General features: G+C 62.4%; 24 protein-coding genes and 4 tRNA genes. 10 read left to right on the forward strand and 18 right to left on the reverse strand.

Features of this window, described 5'->3' with window-relative positions; genetic code table 11:
* Positions 1 to 272: 272 nt before the first annotated feature.
* Positions 273 to 785, reverse strand: a complete 513-nt coding sequence (locus M1L61_RS04325) for a hypothetical protein (protein WP_248854378.1) — start codon at positions 783 to 785, stop codon at positions 273 to 275.
* A 30-nt stretch (positions 786 to 815) separates the two neighbouring features.
* Between M1L61_RS04325 and M1L61_RS04330 the strand changes: the two genes are divergently transcribed.
* Positions 816 to 1,118: a hypothetical protein gene (locus M1L61_RS04330; protein WP_248854379.1), complete on the forward strand. Its 303-nt coding sequence runs from the start codon at positions 816 to 818 to the stop codon at positions 1,116 to 1,118.
* Between the two features lie 516 nt (positions 1,119 to 1,634).
* Here the strand turns inward: M1L61_RS04330 and M1L61_RS04335 are convergent.
* Complete coding sequence (locus M1L61_RS04335) at positions 1,635 to 2,057, reverse strand: hypothetical protein (protein ID WP_065427980.1); 423 nt, start codon at positions 2,055 to 2,057, stop codon at positions 1,635 to 1,637.
* 75 nt (positions 2,058 to 2,132) lie between these two features.
* Positions 2,133 to 3,053 (reverse strand): hypothetical protein, encoded by a 921-nt coding sequence (locus M1L61_RS04340; RefSeq protein WP_049454898.1) that lies wholly within the window; start codon positions 3,051 to 3,053, stop codon positions 2,133 to 2,135.
* 528 nt (positions 3,054 to 3,581) lie between these two features.
* On the opposite strand from M1L61_RS04340, the gene M1L61_RS23105 reads away from it, so the two are divergent.
* The 6 genes from M1L61_RS23105 (at position 3,582) to M1L61_RS04365 (ending at position 5,344) form a co-directional block, all read left to right on the forward strand.
* A complete protein-coding gene (locus M1L61_RS23105; RefSeq protein ID WP_019336556.1) occupies positions 3,582 to 3,713 on the forward strand; it encodes a hypothetical protein in 132 nt (43 codons plus the stop codon).
* Positions 3,714 to 3,882: 169 nt separating this feature from the next.
* Positions 3,883 to 3,959 (forward strand) — tRNA-His (locus M1L61_RS04345).
* Between the two features lie 79 nt (positions 3,960 to 4,038).
* Positions 4,039 to 4,114 (forward strand) — tRNA-Lys (locus M1L61_RS04350).
* A gap of 197 nt (positions 4,115 to 4,311) precedes the next feature.
* A tRNA-Lys gene (locus M1L61_RS04355) sits at positions 4,312 to 4,387 on the forward strand.
* A gap of 420 nt (positions 4,388 to 4,807) precedes the next feature.
* Positions 4,808 to 5,116 (forward strand): hypothetical protein, encoded by a 309-nt coding sequence (locus tag M1L61_RS04360; protein WP_010483896.1) that lies wholly within the window; start codon positions 4,808 to 4,810, stop codon positions 5,114 to 5,116.
* Positions 5,117 to 5,257: 141 nt separating this feature from the next.
* Positions 5,258 to 5,344 (forward strand) — tRNA-Leu (locus M1L61_RS04365).
* 59 nt (positions 5,345 to 5,403) lie between these two features.
* Here the strand turns inward: M1L61_RS04365 and M1L61_RS04370 are convergent.
* The 11 genes from M1L61_RS04370 to M1L61_RS04420 form a co-directional block, all read right to left on the reverse strand.
* A complete protein-coding gene (locus M1L61_RS04370; protein ID WP_049417433.1) occupies positions 5,404 to 6,648 on the reverse strand; it encodes a site-specific integrase in 1,245 nt (414 codons plus the stop codon).
* A gap of 66 nt (positions 6,649 to 6,714) precedes the next feature.
* Positions 6,715 to 7,089: a hypothetical protein gene (locus tag M1L61_RS04375; RefSeq protein WP_005412378.1), complete on the reverse strand. Its 375-nt coding sequence runs from the start codon at positions 7,087 to 7,089 to the stop codon at positions 6,715 to 6,717.
* A gap of 738 nt (positions 7,090 to 7,827) precedes the next feature.
* Positions 7,828 to 7,968 carry a hypothetical protein gene (locus tag M1L61_RS04380; RefSeq protein ID WP_005412379.1) on the reverse strand — a complete coding sequence of 47 codons (141 nt, stop codon included), beginning with the start codon at positions 7,966 to 7,968 and terminating at the stop codon, positions 7,828 to 7,830.
* A 241-nt stretch (positions 7,969 to 8,209) separates the two neighbouring features.
* Positions 8,210 to 8,830 (reverse strand): antirestriction protein ArdA, encoded by a 621-nt coding sequence (locus tag M1L61_RS04385; protein ID WP_032961789.1) that lies wholly within the window; start codon positions 8,828 to 8,830, stop codon positions 8,210 to 8,212.
* Between the two features lie 63 nt (positions 8,831 to 8,893).
* Complete coding sequence (locus M1L61_RS04390) at positions 8,894 to 9,154, reverse strand: hypothetical protein (protein ID WP_032961791.1); 261 nt, start codon at positions 9,152 to 9,154, stop codon at positions 8,894 to 8,896.
* On the reverse strand, positions 9,151 to 9,333 hold the full coding sequence (locus M1L61_RS04395; RefSeq protein ID WP_032961794.1) for a hypothetical protein: 183 nt from the start codon (positions 9,331 to 9,333) through the stop codon (positions 9,151 to 9,153). Before M1L61_RS04395 ends, M1L61_RS04390 begins: the two co-directional genes overlap by 4 nt.
* A complete protein-coding gene (locus M1L61_RS04400; protein ID WP_005412383.1) occupies positions 9,330 to 9,770 on the reverse strand; it encodes a hypothetical protein in 441 nt (146 codons plus the stop codon). Before M1L61_RS04400 ends, M1L61_RS04395 begins: the two co-directional genes overlap by 4 nt.
* Positions 9,770 to 10,093, reverse strand: coding sequence for a hypothetical protein (locus M1L61_RS04405; RefSeq protein WP_005412384.1), 324 nt, complete (start codon positions 10,091 to 10,093; stop codon positions 9,770 to 9,772). Before M1L61_RS04405 ends, M1L61_RS04400 begins: the two co-directional genes overlap by 1 nt.
* Before the next feature lie 52 nt (positions 10,094 to 10,145).
* Positions 10,146 to 10,745 carry a hypothetical protein gene (locus tag M1L61_RS04410; RefSeq protein ID WP_005412385.1) on the reverse strand — a complete coding sequence of 200 codons (600 nt, stop codon included), beginning with the start codon at positions 10,743 to 10,745 and terminating at the stop codon, positions 10,146 to 10,148.
* Positions 10,746 to 10,809: 64 nt separating this feature from the next.
* Entirely contained in the window at positions 10,810 to 10,980 is a 171-nt protein-coding gene (locus M1L61_RS04415) for a hypothetical protein (protein WP_004154558.1), read from the reverse strand.
* A 68-nt stretch (positions 10,981 to 11,048) separates the two neighbouring features.
* Positions 11,049 to 11,210: a hypothetical protein gene (locus tag M1L61_RS04420; protein ID WP_154267699.1), complete on the reverse strand. Its 162-nt coding sequence runs from the start codon at positions 11,208 to 11,210 to the stop codon at positions 11,049 to 11,051.
* Positions 11,211 to 12,285: 1,075 nt separating this feature from the next.
* Between M1L61_RS04420 and M1L61_RS04425 the strand changes: the two genes are divergently transcribed.
* The 3 genes from M1L61_RS04425 to M1L61_RS04435 all read left to right on the forward strand — a co-directional run bounded on the left by M1L61_RS04425 (position 12,286) and on the right by M1L61_RS04435 (position 13,653).
* Complete coding sequence (locus tag M1L61_RS04425) at positions 12,286 to 12,615, forward strand: hypothetical protein (protein ID WP_032961796.1); 330 nt, start codon at positions 12,286 to 12,288, stop codon at positions 12,613 to 12,615.
* A 215-nt stretch (positions 12,616 to 12,830) separates the two neighbouring features.
* Positions 12,831 to 13,163, forward strand: coding sequence for a hypothetical protein (locus M1L61_RS04430; protein ID WP_032961798.1), 333 nt, complete (start codon positions 12,831 to 12,833; stop codon positions 13,161 to 13,163).
* A 151-nt stretch (positions 13,164 to 13,314) separates the two neighbouring features.
* Positions 13,315 to 13,653, forward strand: a complete 339-nt coding sequence (locus M1L61_RS04435; protein WP_157173538.1) for a response regulator — start codon at positions 13,315 to 13,317, stop codon at positions 13,651 to 13,653.
* Positions 13,654 to 13,674: 21 nt separating this feature from the next.
* Here M1L61_RS04435 and M1L61_RS04440 read toward each other — a convergent pair whose 3' ends face one another.
* The 4 genes from M1L61_RS04440 to M1L61_RS04455 are packed head-to-tail and all read right to left on the reverse strand — an operon-like array spanning position 13,675 to position 15,127.
* Positions 13,675 to 14,127 carry a hypothetical protein gene (locus tag M1L61_RS04440; protein WP_005412387.1) on the reverse strand — a complete coding sequence of 151 codons (453 nt, stop codon included), beginning with the start codon at positions 14,125 to 14,127 and terminating at the stop codon, positions 13,675 to 13,677.
* On the reverse strand, positions 14,124 to 14,432 hold the full coding sequence (locus tag M1L61_RS04445) for a hypothetical protein (RefSeq protein ID WP_005412388.1): 309 nt from the start codon (positions 14,430 to 14,432) through the stop codon (positions 14,124 to 14,126). Before M1L61_RS04445 ends, M1L61_RS04440 begins: the two co-directional genes overlap by 4 nt.
* A gap of 9 nt (positions 14,433 to 14,441) precedes the next feature.
* The gene (locus M1L61_RS04450; RefSeq protein WP_065426719.1) at positions 14,442 to 14,939 is read right to left on the reverse strand and encodes a hypothetical protein; all 498 of its coding nucleotides are present in this window, start codon (positions 14,937 to 14,939) and stop codon (positions 14,442 to 14,444) included.
* Positions 14,936 to 15,127 carry an LPXTG cell wall anchor domain-containing protein gene (locus tag M1L61_RS04455; protein WP_005412390.1) on the reverse strand — a complete coding sequence of 64 codons (192 nt, stop codon included), beginning with the start codon at positions 15,125 to 15,127 and terminating at the stop codon, positions 14,936 to 14,938. Before M1L61_RS04455 ends, M1L61_RS04450 begins: the two co-directional genes overlap by 4 nt.
* Positions 15,128 to 15,129: the final 2 nt, after the last annotated feature.

Here is a 15,129-nt window from a genome sequence, read left to right on the forward strand (position 1 = left end):
CCTCCCACGCATCCTGACAGCGACCTTGACTCACCTCCCTGGCTAAAGGTTTAGCCTTGGACTTGAGTGCCGCCTTTTGCTCGGCGTGGTTAACCAGCGTGGACGCCCTGTCATTGACCAGTCCGGCAGGGGTCAGACGCCTCGACAATTTCGAAGAGTCGTGGCATCTATGCGCTCGCACCGTGCCTTTCAAGGCAATCGGATTCACGGCCGGGTCTGCTGTGTGGAGGAGCAAATCCGGGTGAAGCGGTAGGAGGCGGAAGCCGCAGCCCTCAGCCATGTGCTGCCTCCCAGGCGACAAGCGCCTCAGCTGCAAGCGGCCGCACGAACCATGCCGCTGGGCCATCTTCGGTATCACCCAACCAGACCAAGCGCCAATCTGCGCCGGGGCCAGTGGGCTGCCACGCGCGCATCTCATCCCAGTAGCGATAGTCCCCGGTCTCCACGGCTTCTTCGGTGAAGTCGCCAAACGTAACCTGCAGGTCGAAACCCTGAGCAAGCAACAACGGTCGCAGCGATACCTCGCGACCGTCGGCCCACGCCGGCACGTCCGGATGGCACGGGATCTCACCGTCGGCATTGCGCGCCGGGAGTCGACTCGGGTGATACAGGCCGCGCCATGGGTCCGCCGGATCGACGACGGTCCGAGTCTGGTTCCTGACCAGCTCCAGCAGCTCGGTCGCTTGCGCCAGCCGGGCACGGGTGGTGTCGCAGAGCGGCGTGTCGCCGTCCTGCATGCTGCTGGGCAGAGTCGAGACATAGGCGGTTACGGCGGTTTCGAACACGCGCAGATCCTGCAAGCGCGGGAGGCGGTGATGCAGATCACGCAGCGCGGTCTGCGCCTGGCCGTGATCGCCTGCCATGGTGTGTGGGTGGTGGCCATGGCCCAGCGCGTGAACGATGGCATCTGGATTGCCTCGCTGGATCGGCACCGGCATGGCCCCGGCGGTCCGTTCCGCTGGTGCAGCAGCTACGAGCAGGGCCGGGCGGGGGCCGAGCTATGGGTGATTAGGCACGAGGCGAGGTTGCGGGAGGATGTGGACACGATCTTGACTTGGCAGGAGAAGGTCCGCGGCAACCGACTGGCCAAGGCTGACCTTGACCCGCCGTTCGGCTAGATGGGGTAGGGCAACAACTCACATCGCATCGCGGACGCTCCAGAAAACTCACCACCGTGTCCTTGCGCCGCAATGATCTGCCTGCCCATGCTCCGGAAGTTAAGTCAATGCAAGTCGTTGATTCGCATTTAGAGTCAGGCAGCCTTCTAACCCGGCGGTTACAGGTTCGATTCCTGTCGGGCACGCCATTGGAATCAATGGTTTATGAACTCACGCCCGCGAGCATCGGTTTCCATTCGATGGCTGGGCAATCCTGGGTGGCGAGCATTCCACCTTCCTCTTTTCCGATGAAAGATGCCCTTTGCCTGGGGGGGGGGGGGGGGGCAGTCGCACGGCGTGATGCCAGGCGGGTTGCGGTGAACCTGCGTCTGGCGATGATCGGCTCACTCCGCAGGTGCTTGAGCAGCGCCGCCTGGGTTGGGGCAATGTGCCCGGCAACGAAAAAAAGCCAGCGCTATGCGCTGGCCTTTCCCAAGTCGCGATGGACGCACTCTGGTCGAGTGCGCCCTGGATGGATCACATCTGTTCCAGTTCGCCCACCCGGACCTTGCCGCCACCGCAGTTGCCGTGGCAGCCGCCGCTGATCGGGCCGCTGCCACCGCCGCCGCCGCCGCCACCACCGCCGCCACCACCACCGCCCCGGGAGTTGGGCGGGAGGACGGTCGAAATCACTTCGCCGGAGTCGAAACCTGCACCTCGCCACGTGTAGTTGACGCACGAAATACCGTTGCAGACGGTCAGGACATCGCCGGTCTGGACTCGCGTCTGGGCTGTCCAGACGGTGGTCCGGCCGTCATTGAGCTTCTGGACCTCTTGGGAAAGCTGCTGGTTGGTCACCGGATCGGGATACGGGGTTGTCAGCGTGCATCCGGCGGTGCAGTTGATGACGCCAGGAAGCTTTTTCGCTTGAAGGCTCCCGGCTGCCATGAACAGCAGCACGCCTGCAATGGCGGGAATGGAGTTTCTACCAAGCGAAGGGATAATCCCAATCAGTCTAGCTTTCACAATAGGTCCTTATCGTGGGATGCAACAGTTCTTGAAGATTTCGTTCGATGAAATGCGGGCTTTCTCTTTCTCTTGGCTGCTCAGGTTTTTCTCATGGTTGGCAATGTCAGTGGTGGTGGCAAAACGTGGGTCCAGCCGGTTGAGGACGCGGGTGTACGCCAGGGCGGCAACGGGATCCGCAGGAACGATGCCGCCATACGTGTAGGCCATCGCCATGTCGCTGATGACATTGACGTTCCCTTGTGATTCCAGTTCGCGCAGATATCCGGTGGCGGTGTCCTTCCACGCCTCGAGCGCCGCGGGATCACGGATTGCGTCATCAAGCGAACCGATGACTTTCTCCGGCGATCGCGAGTAAGCGCGCATCGCTTCCTGCGAGCCCATGGCGGCGGCCTTCGAAAGCCAATCGGCGTGATAGATGTCCTGATCCAGAGCCAGCGACTCGCACTCTTTGAGGATTCGTTCCGATCGCTCCAGGAACCAGTTGCCGGACCCGACCGTGGTGGCTGAATCCGCCAGCTTGTCAGCGCGATCCGAGATGAAGGTCTGGCACTGCTCGATGGTTCGATAGATTTCGTAGGTTGCCGTGGCATCTCCGGATTCGGAGCGCAGCATCAGTTGCTTGACGTGGGCGAGCGCGTCACCGGGAGGCCGGAACTCATTGCCTCTTACGATCTCGTAGGCTTTGGGGCCCACCGCCTTGTACGAGCCCGGCGGGATCTTGTTGTCCCGCTCCAGCCTCTGCGCGGCCGCCGCACCTGACGCCGGAAGCTGCCTTCCCTGGTCGGGCCTTTCATCAAGGCTGCCACTGTTCCCGGATTCCTCTGCCGTGGCATCGGCAGCTGGCTGCTGCCGGTAGCCGTACATTGCAACGGCTGCCACTGCCAGCACCGCTGCCAGCGTGACGAATCCGATTAGCCGCTTGCTCATCTATTGATCTCACCTTCATTGCAGGAACCGGCATGGTTGCAAACGTGCGCCTCGCGTTCCATGTCCTGCAGCTAACGTTGTATGAATGGATCTCCCCCATTCCCGTTTGAGATTCATTCATGATTCGTTCACCAATCGTTCACGCCGTCGGGAGTGCGTCCGACCATGGCGAGCTGTTTGCCTGCGCCTGACCTTCGGCGCAGGCGGCACGCACCTTCTGGCGCCCGGCATGAGATGCAGTTTGGAAAGGCGCGGGAGAGGTAGAGCAGGTGCTGGCCGAAGTGCATCGTCTGCGCAGTTGCCAACGGCGGCTTACCCTGTACTGCGGCGGTGTCACCTCGCTGGCGTTGACTGGCCTGCTGACGGGGGCGACGGACCAACGCAGTGCGTCGATCGACGTGATCGAAACGATGTTGCCGATGGACAGCGGCGGCCGATGTTCTCGGCCGAAGATGAGCGCTTGCACGCGCAGGTGTGCAAGCCATTACCCGTCGTGTGTTTCCTGGCAGGACGCAGTCGCACAATGCGATGTTTCAGCTGCTCGACGGAGCGGGCCAGCCGCGCCAGCAGTTGCAGGTCACGCCGAAGGGGGAGGCCACGCTGTCATTCCTGGACGAGCATGGGGACGCCGTGCGTGTGATCTCGGCGGAGCAGCTCTGATCTCCTGTTCCGGCCCCTGCACATCAATGTGAAGAAGTGCTTGCAATTCCTTCGCGACTCCCGGAAAATGCCGGACTCGCTTCGGGGGGACGGACTTCTGGTTCCGCCCATAAGCAAAGCATCAAGTTCCAACGTCAGCCTCATCGGCGGTGGAGCGAAAGTTTCAGTGGTGGCTGTAGCTCAGTTGGTTAGAGTACCGGATTGTGATTCCGGTGGTCGGGGGTTCGAATCCCCTCAGCCACCCCACTGATTCAACCGCATCGGCGCAGCCGAAACGGTATTGCAATAAACAGAAAGCACGCTACAATGTGCGTCTGAGTTTCACGGGCCGTTAGCTCAGTTGGTAGAGCAGTTGACTCTTAATCAATAGGTCCAAGGTTCGAATCCTTGACGGCCCACCAAGACAGAAGCCACCTGGTACCCCAGGTGGCTTTTTTCTTATAAGTGTGACTCCTATCGTTTCGATGGATCACGCGTTGCAGAACCCGCTCGGCGTGGATCTGCAGCAGCAGCGGGACCGCAGTGCTGGTTTCAACCACGTTGAAAAAAGTGCTTGCACCCACCGAGCGGATCGGGTCATAATTCGCGCCCCGATTTCGGGCTGTTAGCTCAGTTGGTAGAGCAGTTGACTCTTAATCAATAGGTCCAAGGTTCGAATCCTTGACAGCCCACCAGACGAAAGCCACTTGGTTCGCCAAGTGGCTTTTTTCTTGCCTGTTCGCCGGGTGGCGTCTGCAGATACCAGCGGTGCTGGCTGGAGTGGAGCCCCCTTGAGTCAAGGGGGCGCGGCGAAGCCGCGGGGATGTGGGGGCTGGTGAAGTGGGGCCCGCACTTTGCCATGCAAAGCGTGGGGCTGCGGCGCGAATGCGCAGTAGCTTCCCCTTGGTTCGCCAAGTGGCTTTTTTCTTGCCTGTTCGCCGGGTGGCGTTTCATCCGCGCATGGCGTGGATCTACTGAAGCGATGCTGAAATCAGGGGCATACGCGTCATCAGTGTTTTCAATGCTGTGCGCTGCTTCTCACCGCGCTGCGCCCTTCATCGCACCCAATGGATCTTCCGCGCCGAGAGCGCATGCATGTACGAAGGAAGATCCTGATGGCCGATATGAAACGACTGCGCCGGGGGCTGTGGGTTTCATTTGCGTTGCTGGTGTTGGTGGCCTGCGCGCCGGAACGTGATCCGGCGCAGACCATGGAGCGCGATGCAGGTACAGGGGCGGTTCCGGCGCGCCCGGTCGGTGACACCATGCAGATGCAGCCGGCGCAGCCGGTGGAGGGTGAGGCTGCGCCGGAGGCGATGGGGCTGCGTCGCACCGACAAGGGTGGCGTGGACATCCGCAAGGTGGATGTGGCGGCCGGGCAGGGCGCTGACGCACCTGCGTCCCCTGCCGAGGCGAAGCACTGAGTCGCCGCCGTCCCGAACGGTCGCACGACCTTCGGGGCGGCCTTTGGCGCGGGCAATGAGCACAGGGCTGTCATGTTCAGTTTTGTGCAGGCCTTCCGATTCCCGCCGTCGCCTGCGACAATGAATGCCTGAGCCGGCCACGCGAAAGTGGCGGAATTGGTAGACGCCCTGGATTTAGGTTCCAGTGAGGGTGACCTCGTGCGGGTTCGAGTCCCGCCTTTCGCACCATCTGGCCGAGCACAGATTGCCTAAGTGATTGAAAAATAAGCTGGCGACGGTCAGTTGTCCTATTGGATTCCCGCTTTGGCAATTGATCCCTGTCTCGGAACGTCACCTGTTCCGTTCGAGGCGGCTGGGAGGCGGAACTGCTCCAGTGCAGACATGCCTTGGAGCGATTGCTCGGCCAGTACCTTCGCGTAGACCGCTGAGGTGGTCTGGATGTCGCGGTGTCCGAGCCACTCCTGCACGAGCTTGATGTTGCCGGTCGCCAGCAGCAGCCGAGTGGCGCACGTATGGCGGAGCGCATGCGGTACGCACTCCTTCTCGGAAGCGAGATGTGTCCCCTTGATGGCCCATTGCCACAGCCGGTCGGCGCGCGTGCGATTGAGCATCGTGAAGGGGCCGTCCGATGTGGCCGCCAGGGCGTCCTTGCGCCGCTGTAGAACCTCGGCGACACGGGCGGTGCAGGGTAGGGTGCGGGGACGCCCCTTCTTGAGCGTAGCGTGCCGCCAGAAGCGGACGTGGAGCCTTCCGCCCTGATCGACTACTTCGGACCACCGGATGCCGATGGCCTGGCTCATGCGGCAGCCCAGGTCGGCGAGGCACACGAACAGGTCGCGGTAGTCCGCCCCGTCGCGCACCCGTGGGTGCCCTCCGGCAGGGCCGTTCGGGAGCGTGTCCCACTCCAGCAGCCGCGCCAGGATCAATTCCTCGTCCTCAACGTTCAGGACGAACGTGCGTGCGTTGTCCCTCTCGTCGGCCAAGCTGTACTCGGGCAGCTCTCCCAAGAACCGGCCGGCCTTCCTCTCGCGTTTCAGTAGGGCAAGGAGGCACTGCATCTTGCGGTTCACGGTGGCGGGAGCCGCCTTGTCGGCGAGCATGCGCTGCGCCATGTCGTTGACCGCGGCCTGCGTGATGTCGTTGATGGGCGTTTCCTCGCCCAGGTAGCTCTGGACCACCTTGCAGTTGGTACGCACGGTGTCGATGGACCGGAGCTTGCCCCAAAAGTTGCGGTCGTCCAGCGCGTCGTCCATCGCGTCCTTGAGGGTGCGCTGGCGGACCTTGGCCTTCGCCACGGCCATCTGCACCGACCGGGACTTGCCCCGAATCAGCTCCCGCAGCGCGTCCTCTGCAATCTCGGGGTCGTCGCGCAGGGCGTCGAGGACCGCCTGCTCCTTGCGCTCGGCTGCCACGCGGTCGCGGGTGCCGGTGGACAAGCGCACGCGCCGGTATCCCTCCTGCACGTCGAGCATGTAGTAGCGCTTATCGGGCGCACCCGGCTTGGGCGCGGTCCCTTTGAGGCGAAGGGCCATGTGTATCTCCAGAAATGAAAAAGGCCCGCACTAGGCGGGCCTCGGGGCACAACGGGGTGTTGGGGGTTAGGCGGCTGCGACGCGCGCCGTCACCTTGCGGTTGACACGTTCTGCGAGCGAAGCCAGCCAGTGCAGCGCCTTGGTCGTCGGGAAGATCAGGTTGCGCTTGCGGTAGGCGGGATCAGGGCGCTGCTCTAGGAAGTCAGGCCCCGGCTCGCGGTTACGCTTGATAGACGACAGGTCGAGCACATTGCGGCTCACTGCGGAGGGAGAGAGTCCGCCGAGGACGCGCTCAAGGTCCACCTGCTGAATGCCCGGCTCGTCCACAACGGCGAGTAGGGTGAGGATGCGGGTGGCGGTGATGTCCTCGTCGATCTCTTCCCGGAAGGCTGACAGTGCGGTTGTGAGAATGGCCGTCAGTTCTTTCTGCGAGAGATTCATGGTGCGCTCATTTTCCGTAAGGGGATGGTTCCCCCTTGGGAAACCATCAGGGTCTATCTTGGAGCCGCAATGTAAGGATTACAAGGCCCAAGCCAATGTTGATGGCATTCTTGCCAATTTTGTCCATCCAGAAACCACGCTGCCAAGGCGTGGGGGAGGGGTCGATTCCGATCTCATATCCAAAGGCTTTCACGAACAGGTCCAGGTACTTCTGCCCTGCGAAGGGGCCGTCCTGTCCCCTGCTCACGGCGTTGTAATGCGCCGCCACCCCCGGCTGCGCTCCACAAAAAGGTCTTACGTTTCAGTGTTTTAAGAACGGTAGTGCCAGCATCGCCGCCAGGGTCACAATGGCCCCGACCACGGATGCAAAAACAGTCCTTGCCCTACGCGGACTACCGCGCTGGCTATTGTCCGTCTCACCGTACTCATAGACTGAGAACGCCCCCCTGGTCGTCTGCGGATGCGCAGCCCGACAGCATGACGCTGCCGTCGGGCAGACTACAGGCCACAATGATGGCGCGTCCGTAGGAATCAAGTACCACGGGAGAGATTGATCCCGACTGGTGCAGTGAAGTCATGGCCGCGGGGTCTCCGTTGGGGCCGCGGGTGGGACCGGATACGACACCCGCCAGCCACAGTCCTCGGGGACGACCGAGAACTGGACGCGCTCGTTGAGTAGGCCGAGCATCGCGCGGAGAGCGCCGCGCTTCTCGTTATGGTCGAAATTGATGGTCCGAATCATTCGGGCACCTCGTAGGTCCGTTCATGCAGGACCAAAACCTCCCGCTCGAATACCAAGAACGGGCCGAACTGGTGGACGCGGAGGGCCACGTTGACGATCACCAGGGTCGAGTTTGCGGTGAAATCTGCGTTACGCATATGTAAGTCTCCTGTTATGCAAGTGCTACAAATGGAACAATGAGTGCCAAATATCGAGATTGGCCTTATGATTAGGGCTGAAGGGCGTGATCGCCACTCCCGACCCCAAGGACCGTTCGATGATTGACCCCCGCGTAGAAGTCGCCATTACGGCCCTTCACCTAGTCGTATGGGTGTGGACTAGCTCGGTGCCGGCGCATCGCACATACCTGTATTGGCGCAGGGTCTTGCGGAAGCGGCGTTAGCGGCTCCAGAAGTAGAAGCCGCTCACCTCAAACGCGTCACCGTTGAGCCGAATGTCGCGGCCATAGCTCTCGTAGTCGAAGTAGCGGGAGAGGGCGTCGGGCACGCCGTGGAGAAGCCCCGATTCGTCCACATAGTTCTCGGCAAAGTCGGCCCAGCTATCGAACTGGCCCACGTAGGCTTCGTGGAACTGCTCCACGGTCACATCGTCGAGGCCCTCGTGGTCGCAGAAGGCCGTGTAGGCAGCGCGTTCGGTGTCGTTGTGCAACTCGTCCAGCCGCTCTTGCAATGCGCACAGCTTGTCCAGGTCGGGGTGCTCGCCCCAGGTATCCCCGAACACGTCGTCGTAGTCGTGGACGGCCCACTCCTCGGCGCTGGCGACCTTGCCGCTTCCGCCACACGCCGTGCATTCCGCCCCGCCGAATACTCGGGGGACGTATGTGGTTCCAGTACCGCCGCAATCCGGGCAATCAACGGTCACGTTCGGGTGCGGCGACTCGCGCAGGATGCGGGCAATCTCATCGCGCACGTCGTCGGCGTCGCGTCCCTCCAAGTCGATCCACTCGCCGTGCAGGACGCCAGCGTTATATGAGGCAAGGCAGGCAACGTAGATTTGCATGGTGTGCTCCAGAAATGCGAAGGCCCGCACTAGGCGGGCCTCGGGATCAGGGGTGGTTATCGGTCAGTGCGCCCAATCGGGCTTGACGTTCAGCAGGTAGGCGGCGGCCACTGCGCGGGCGGTGTCCTCGTCGGCCACGTCGGCAATCCACCACCAGCGGTCCTTACCGGCCCAGCGGTAGACGCCCCAAAACTGCGCGGCCATCGGTGCGCAAGGCTCGACGCTCCCGTCGAACTCTTGGCGGGGACCGTAGGAGACCGATCGGTCGCCCAGGGTGACCAGCTTGTCACCGGCAGGTACAGCCAGCTCGTTGTCATTGCTCATTGCGACAGGCCCTTTGCGTGTTCGATGGCGCGATCCAGTGCGCCGGGGATGTTGTGAAAAATGCCGTGGCGTGTCGAGTGGGTGAGGCCGATTTTGTAGACCTCAAAATGGTTCGGCCCCTTGCGCAGCACCCATGCCTTTTCGGTCTCGAACAAGATGTCCTCCTCGCGGTAGCTCATCGCGCGGCTCCCATGCCCTCGGCGATCCATGCGCGGGCCTGCTGCTCGGCGCGGGCCACGCCATCGGCGGTCTCGTGGTTGATGCCGTTCCTCGACAGCCACCCGCCCAGCGGGTCGGCGATGTCGTAGGCCCAAACGCCGCTCCACTGCTCGCCGACCTCCTGCCAGAGGCGGTGCAGCATGCGCGCCACCTCGACAAGAAATTCGGAGTCCTCAATGCCCAGCGGCGCGGTGCTCATCGGCTCGGGCCACGTCCACCCGCTCGCCAGCTGCGCGAGGTCGATGGGGTCGAAGTCGGTATCCCTGATTGCGCGGTTGACCACGGTGGCGAACTCCTCGGCTTGCTGCGGCGTCATCGCGGTCGCCGCCAGTTGTTCGTGATAGCGCCCCGGCTGTGCCAGGAACACGTTGCGGGTTCCGTAGGTGCGCAGTTCCATCACAGCACCCCCAGCCCGCGCAGCACCGGCATCACCAGCGCGTTGGTCTCGTCGTTGTCGCTCCAGTCGCTCGCGGCGTCGTCCCCGTTCTCCCAAATCAGGAGCACAAACCCCGCCTTTGTTGCGTCCGGGCGGTAGAACCGCAGGTGATCGTGGTCGGTAGAGGCGAGGGCCTCCAACACTTCTTGCCGGTCGCGGCTGTGCCGCACCGTGGTTTCTTCGCCGTCGTAGACGCCGAGCGAGTAACCAGCGGCGAGGGCGGCATCCACCAGCGCCACGGCTATGCGCTTCGCGCTCTCGGGGGCGTAGTTGTCGAGGTTCATGGCTTTCTCCGGGCAACAAAAAAGCCGCCTTGCGGCGGCTGATGGGTTCGGGTTAAGCGCGGAGCGCGTCGCTGCACAGGGCTTCCGGGTATGACGAGTCGCGCATTGGCATGACGATCAAAGACGCGCACCTGATGCTCGGATCGGTGATGCCGCCAATACCGAACATGGCCGCCACGTCGCCGCCAGTCACCGGAATCAGTGAAGTGGCCTTGCCGCCGAATGCCTTGCAAATTACACCGGCCGCCTTCACTACGCCTTCGAGGACGGCAGGCGCGAATCCGGACAGCTTGAGTTCGTTCGGCTTGGACACCGCAGCACGCCAGTCCGGGTAGGTTCCATCAACGGCAGCAAACTCAATGGCCTGGCCTCCGCGCTCCGCCTTGAACCGGCTGGCATCGCCCACGGCGCTGAAATAGACATCGCCCTTCATCTTGGCGACCAGCTCGCACGCATTGCGCGGCACGATGATCTTGCCAATGTCCCACGGCAGGCTGGTACGCACCACAAGCATGCGGTGGCCGTCTGTAGCAACGATGATCGCACCATCGGCGTGCGACTCAATCAGCACGCCATTCAAGTAGAAGCGAACGTCATTCTTGGGGGCCACATGCAGAGCGGCGGCGATCAGGGCGGAAGGAATTTTGTTCATAGCTTTCTCCGGGCAACAAAAAAGCCGCCTTGCGGCGGCTTCGGGGGATTGGGGTAGGGCGCTGTTAGAGGAACAGCTTGGTCAGCGTGACGATGCCAGCCACAAAGGCCGTGGCGACCACCAGCGGATACCACCGGGTCTCCATCATCAGCTTGTCGCTCTCGCGGTTGATCTTGCGAATCTCAGCGGTGAGCTTGCGCACTTGCAAGTCCTCCAGTGGTCCATTGGTGCTCATGGTAGCTCCAAAAAAGACCCGCCGTCACACGTCGGCGGGGTGTGGAAAACCGGGTTGACGAAAGGGGATCAGATGACAACGGGGGATGGACAAGGCGCAACTTGGGTGCGGTTCTTGTGTGCCTGGCGCTCCCGCTCGTTGAGTCGGGCGCGGTGCTCGCGGATGCCGCGGCGGATGCAACCGGCCACGTAGTAGTCGCGGGCGGTCATATCAAACGGGATCATCGTCATGGGTTGCTCTCCAGTGAATCGGACCACCAAAACGCCCCATCACAACGGTAGGGGCGCTTTGGCGGTCAGACTCATGCTCGTAAGGCATGGAATCTGACCGTCGCCAGCTTCCGGGAGCGCCTCCAGCTCGCCTAGGAATCCCGTACAGATGGCCCCGCTCTTTCTGGCGGTGACCCGGTATCCGTGGCGGCCTTCATCGGCCCTTACACTTCCCGGCGCGGCTAGTGTTCCCAGCTCCCCGCGTTCTGCCGTGGGCGGCGCTCCTGCCTGCCCCTTTCCTACTGTCCCGACCGCACCCTGCGGCCGTTGTTCGATGGTGGGCATTATGCCCTTTTGCTCCCGGTTTGTCAATCACTCCCGGTAGGGGGATGGTTGAGCCGGACGTTACCTGCGGTGCGCTTAGGGGCCTTTGGGGCTAGTCCTCAGTGCTGGCGGGATAAGCTCTAGGTGCTGTCGATCCATCGGTCGCACGTCTGTCGCCGCCTTTTCCGCTGCCGCCGTGTTGCTGGCGACGGGTATAGATTAGATCAATCCCCGCATGGCTGTCAATACCCCGATGGCAACGATTTTGGATGGTCGCAGGGAGCGCCTAGCGCGCGCGTGGGGAGCTTCTATAGGCGGGGCGGTAGGGGTGCCCGTGGCGGGCCTTGCGTGGGCCGTGGTGGCGCATTGGCTGGCCGTGGTGGGCGGCAGGTGGGCATAGGCCGGGCAGGGTGTGCCGAGGTGGTCGGCAGGTGTGCCGAGGTGGTGCCGAGGTGGGCGCGTGGCGGTCAGGGCAAAAAGACAGATAGGGACAGACAGGGGCGCGAACGTTTGAGCGCGGATGTCCGCAGGTTGCCCAGGTATCGCATGGGATTGCCTAGGCACTGGATACCTAATCCGGTGGTTCACCTTTGGAATCAGTAGGTTAGCCGAGGTGGTGACGCCGCAGGTGACGCGAAGGGGGCGCATCGTGCCTTACGCTACAGGGGGCGACCCCCTACGGGGGGTGATCGCGCCGTTCCAAGTAGTTGGATACTCCTTCGGAAATTTGCCGCAAACCTTTCGACCACCTCTGTCACTTCGAGGAGACGTTATGTACGCCCGCCGATACACGATAAGAACCGCTACCGCGATCACCGTCCTGGCCTTAGTGCTCGCAGGACTCCCTGCCGCGTACTTTCAGACCGGCGTAAGGAGCGCTGAGGAGTTGCGTTCCTGGAACGAGCAGATCATCGAGAACGACGCCTCGCCGCAGGTGTTGGTTGATGAGGCGGTGCGGACGTTTGACGCCGCGACGAATGACCTCATCAGCAACCGCAATTCCCGCAACCTGTTTCTCCAGCTCGCTTTGGGCATCCCGGCGCTCGCTTGGATTGGTGCGGGCGTGGTGCTATGGGTCATCAAGGATGGGACGGAGGTCTAGTCCGCCGCAGTGGCACCCAAGGAGGACAGAGGAACACCCCAGGAGTGCATAGGAGAACTGTAGCTCTACTTGATGGTGAATACCAATGAATAGAACTCTATAGTCCTGCTAGAGTAATACTTAGGTCTTACTATGATAGCACCCTTGTCAAGCCCTCCCAGTGCTCCGTGGTCGAATAAACTTAGCGGTTGGCATAGACATTACAACGAGCATCTATGGCATCGCTCAATACCCTCCTCATTCGCTTGGCGGCGCTGGTCACTGTCCTCTCGCTGGTCTGTGCTGGAGTGCCCGCCGCATATCAGCACGCGAAGCTTCGAGCAGCACGGGAGCTGGTCGAACGTACCCGCGAGGTCATAAACGATGACACGACCGCGTACAGCGTGGTGGCCGATGCGGTGCCAATTCTGGATTCTGCACTGACTGAGGCCGCGCAGCACGAGCACATGAGAGGCCTACTCGTGGAATTCACGATTGGCGTCCCGCTGATCGTTTGGTTTGTCGTCTTGGCTGTAATGTGGTGGTTCAAGGATGAAGAATTGGCGTGATAGCTGAACTGTTCACTTTCAGGTAGAGTCGTTTCCTGTCTTTTAACTGGCCGTCGTGTACGGTACGAACCGTTTGGGGAACGTAGGCGTGGGAGAACGCGCGATGGCTACGGATGCATACAGCCAGGGTCGGCTCGGCTCGTTGTTGGTCATGGAAGATGATCCTGACCTCTCAGGGATGTTGAAGGAAATCCTGGCGATGCAGGGTTACGAGGTCGATGTGGTCGCCTCCGCTGCCGATGCATTCGACCGCATAGAGGCGAAAGCATTTCACGCGGCGATCTTAGACATCCAGACGCAGGACGGAGCATCAATGTCCGTCGCCGATTACCTGCTGTCGCACCGAATTCCCTACATGTTCGCGTCCGGGGTGCCGAACCCGCAGCTCCCTGACGCTCACCAGTGGGCGACCTTTCTCCCGAAGCCGTACCGCATCAAAGAACTCATGAGCGCCCTTGATAGGACTCGCCAAATCGGCATTCCTGTTTAGGCGCGTCCATGCGCCAGTAGTTCAGGTCCGGCGTTTTAGGAAACGCTTTGTAACCGTGTCGTAGGTCTGCACCGGAGGACCGCTGTAGAGGTCCGTCGAGCAGGCCATGAGGACTGCTTCGGTCGCGTTGTGGCCTGCCTTCATGGCGGCCAGGGCAATCGCACCACCACTACCGGCGACGAGGAAGTCGCGCCGGAGGTCGAGAGGGAGACCGTCGTGGTAGAAGGCCACCGGGTTGTCCCGCAGGCCGACCACGAGGATCGTGTACTCGCCCTTGGTCAGTTCGTCGAATCCCTCCGACAGCTCGCGCACGGCTCGCTGGATGTGGGAAGTGGTGCCCGCGCCGAACACCACCAGGTCGCGCCCGGTGGTGTCGGTGGTGCGGTAGAACTTCTCCTCCTCGTACCGCAGATCACCAGCGGTGACCTGCGAGTCGATAGCAACGAGCCGGCCGTCAAAGGCCAGCGTGGTCACTGCTTGATGTGCTCCCGCCAGTAGCTCGGGGTGAACGCAGCCCACTCGATGTCGTTCACGTCATCCCACAGGCGCTCCGCGGCATTCCGCAGGTGCTCCCACAGGCCGCCGAGGACGACGTAGGGCAGCGCCAGGAACACGACGACGAACAGCCAGCCGGTGTAGGTGCGACGGGAGGTCTCGCGCAGGCGCTCCAGGAGCCACTGCGAGGCGAGGGCAATGCGTAGCGCTACGTACCCCTTAGCGCGCTCGTAGGCGCGCACCAGGCGCTCGCTGGCGCGGTTGTAGATGGTCTTGAAGTTCATGGGTTCCGGTTAGGTGTTGCGGATGGTTGCCAGGGCCTTCGCGTAGAGCGCGTCCCAGGTGTCACGGTGCGGCTTGCCCGGCCGCCAGTTGCGGACGTAGTAGTCCCATGCGGCCTGGGGGTTACCCAGGGCGGGCAGCGGACGCGGATCGGTGAACAGCAGCAGGCGAGCGAACGCACAGGCGAGCACGTCGTCGGAGGCGAGCGCCTCGTTGACCGCAGCGGTCGAGGGACGCTCCAGACGCGCGGAGACGAGCTGTGAGGCGCGTGCGGAGGTCGCCGGGTGACGGAGTACACCTGCGGTGCCGCCGCCCGCCTCGAACTGCCAGAAGCCGCGTGCGGGGCCTTTGATCTGCCTGCGGTGCTCGAAGCGAGATTCCTGGAGACCAATGGCGAGCAGCATGACCTTCGCTTCGGGAGTGAAGGCCACGCCGGGGAGCAGCCGGGCCGCCGCGGGGATCAGGTTGTCCCTGACCTCCACGAGGCTCGGCAGCTTTGCGTCGGTCATACCGGCGCGTAGGGGTTCGACTGGCCGCCCTGGGTGTGGCAGCAGGGAGCGTGGTTGCAGTCGCACGGCGTTACCGGCGCGGGTGCGCTCGGGCCGTCGTTGTCGTCGTCGTTCTTGCGGCGCAGGAACAGGTACAGCAGGCCAGCGGCGGCGAGCGCCATCAGCCACGCAGCGAGCGTGTTGGACATTG

Origin of the sequence: Stenotrophomonas sp. NY11291, assembly GCF_023277365.1 — a bacterium.
Classification (GTDB): Bacteria; Pseudomonadota; Gammaproteobacteria; order Xanthomonadales; family Xanthomonadaceae; genus Stenotrophomonas; species Stenotrophomonas geniculata.

Coding starts and splice junctions, on each gene's coding strand:
- M1L61_RS04330 (WP_248854379.1), top strand. CDS start 816: ATGCAGATCACGCAGCGCGGTCTGCGCCTGGCCGTGATCGCCTGCCAT.
- M1L61_RS04340 (WP_049454898.1), bottom strand. CDS start 3,053: ATGAGCAAGCGGCTAATCGGATTCGTCACGCTGGCAGCGGTGCTGGCA.
- M1L61_RS23105 (WP_019336556.1), top strand. CDS start 3,582: ATGTTTCAGCTGCTCGACGGAGCGGGCCAGCCGCGCCAGCAGTTGCAG.
- M1L61_RS04360 (WP_010483896.1), top strand. CDS start 4,808: ATGGCCGATATGAAACGACTGCGCCGGGGGCTGTGGGTTTCATTTGCG.
- M1L61_RS04370 (WP_049417433.1), bottom strand. CDS start 6,648: ATGGCCCTTCGCCTCAAAGGGACCGCGCCCAAGCCGGGTGCGCCCGAT.
- M1L61_RS04375 (WP_005412378.1), bottom strand. CDS start 7,089: ATGAATCTCTCGCAGAAAGAACTGACGGCCATTCTCACAACCGCACTG.
- M1L61_RS04380 (WP_005412379.1), bottom strand. CDS start 7,968: ATGCGTAACGCAGATTTCACCGCAAACTCGACCCTGGTGATCGTCAAC.
- M1L61_RS04385 (WP_032961789.1), bottom strand. CDS start 8,830: ATGCAAATCTACGTTGCCTGCCTTGCCTCATATAACGCTGGCGTCCTG.
- M1L61_RS04390 (WP_032961791.1), bottom strand. CDS start 9,154: ATGAGCAATGACAACGAGCTGGCTGTACCTGCCGGTGACAAGCTGGTC.
- M1L61_RS04395 (WP_032961794.1), bottom strand. CDS start 9,333: ATGAGCTACCGCGAGGAGGACATCTTGTTCGAGACCGAAAAGGCATGG.
- M1L61_RS04400 (WP_005412383.1), bottom strand. CDS start 9,770: ATGGAACTGCGCACCTACGGAACCCGCAACGTGTTCCTGGCACAGCCG.
- M1L61_RS04405 (WP_005412384.1), bottom strand. CDS start 10,093: ATGAACCTCGACAACTACGCCCCCGAGAGCGCGAAGCGCATAGCCGTG.
- M1L61_RS04410 (WP_005412385.1), bottom strand. CDS start 10,745: ATGAACAAAATTCCTTCCGCCCTGATCGCCGCCGCTCTGCATGTGGCC.
- M1L61_RS04415 (WP_004154558.1), bottom strand. CDS start 10,980: ATGAGCACCAATGGACCACTGGAGGACTTGCAAGTGCGCAAGCTCACC.
- M1L61_RS04420 (WP_154267699.1), bottom strand. CDS start 11,210: ATGACGATGATCCCGTTTGATATGACCGCCCGCGACTACTACGTGGCC.
- M1L61_RS04425 (WP_032961796.1), top strand. CDS start 12,286: ATGTACGCCCGCCGATACACGATAAGAACCGCTACCGCGATCACCGTC.
- M1L61_RS04430 (WP_032961798.1), top strand. CDS start 12,831: ATGGCATCGCTCAATACCCTCCTCATTCGCTTGGCGGCGCTGGTCACT.
- M1L61_RS04435 (WP_157173538.1), top strand. CDS start 13,315: ATGGAAGATGATCCTGACCTCTCAGGGATGTTGAAGGAAATCCTGGCG.
- M1L61_RS04445 (WP_005412388.1), bottom strand. CDS start 14,432: ATGAACTTCAAGACCATCTACAACCGCGCCAGCGAGCGCCTGGTGCGC.
- M1L61_RS04450 (WP_065426719.1), bottom strand. CDS start 14,939: ATGACCGACGCAAAGCTGCCGAGCCTCGTGGAGGTCAGGGACAACCTG.
- M1L61_RS04455 (WP_005412390.1), bottom strand. CDS start 15,127: ATGTCCAACACGCTCGCTGCGTGGCTGATGGCGCTCGCCGCCGCTGGC.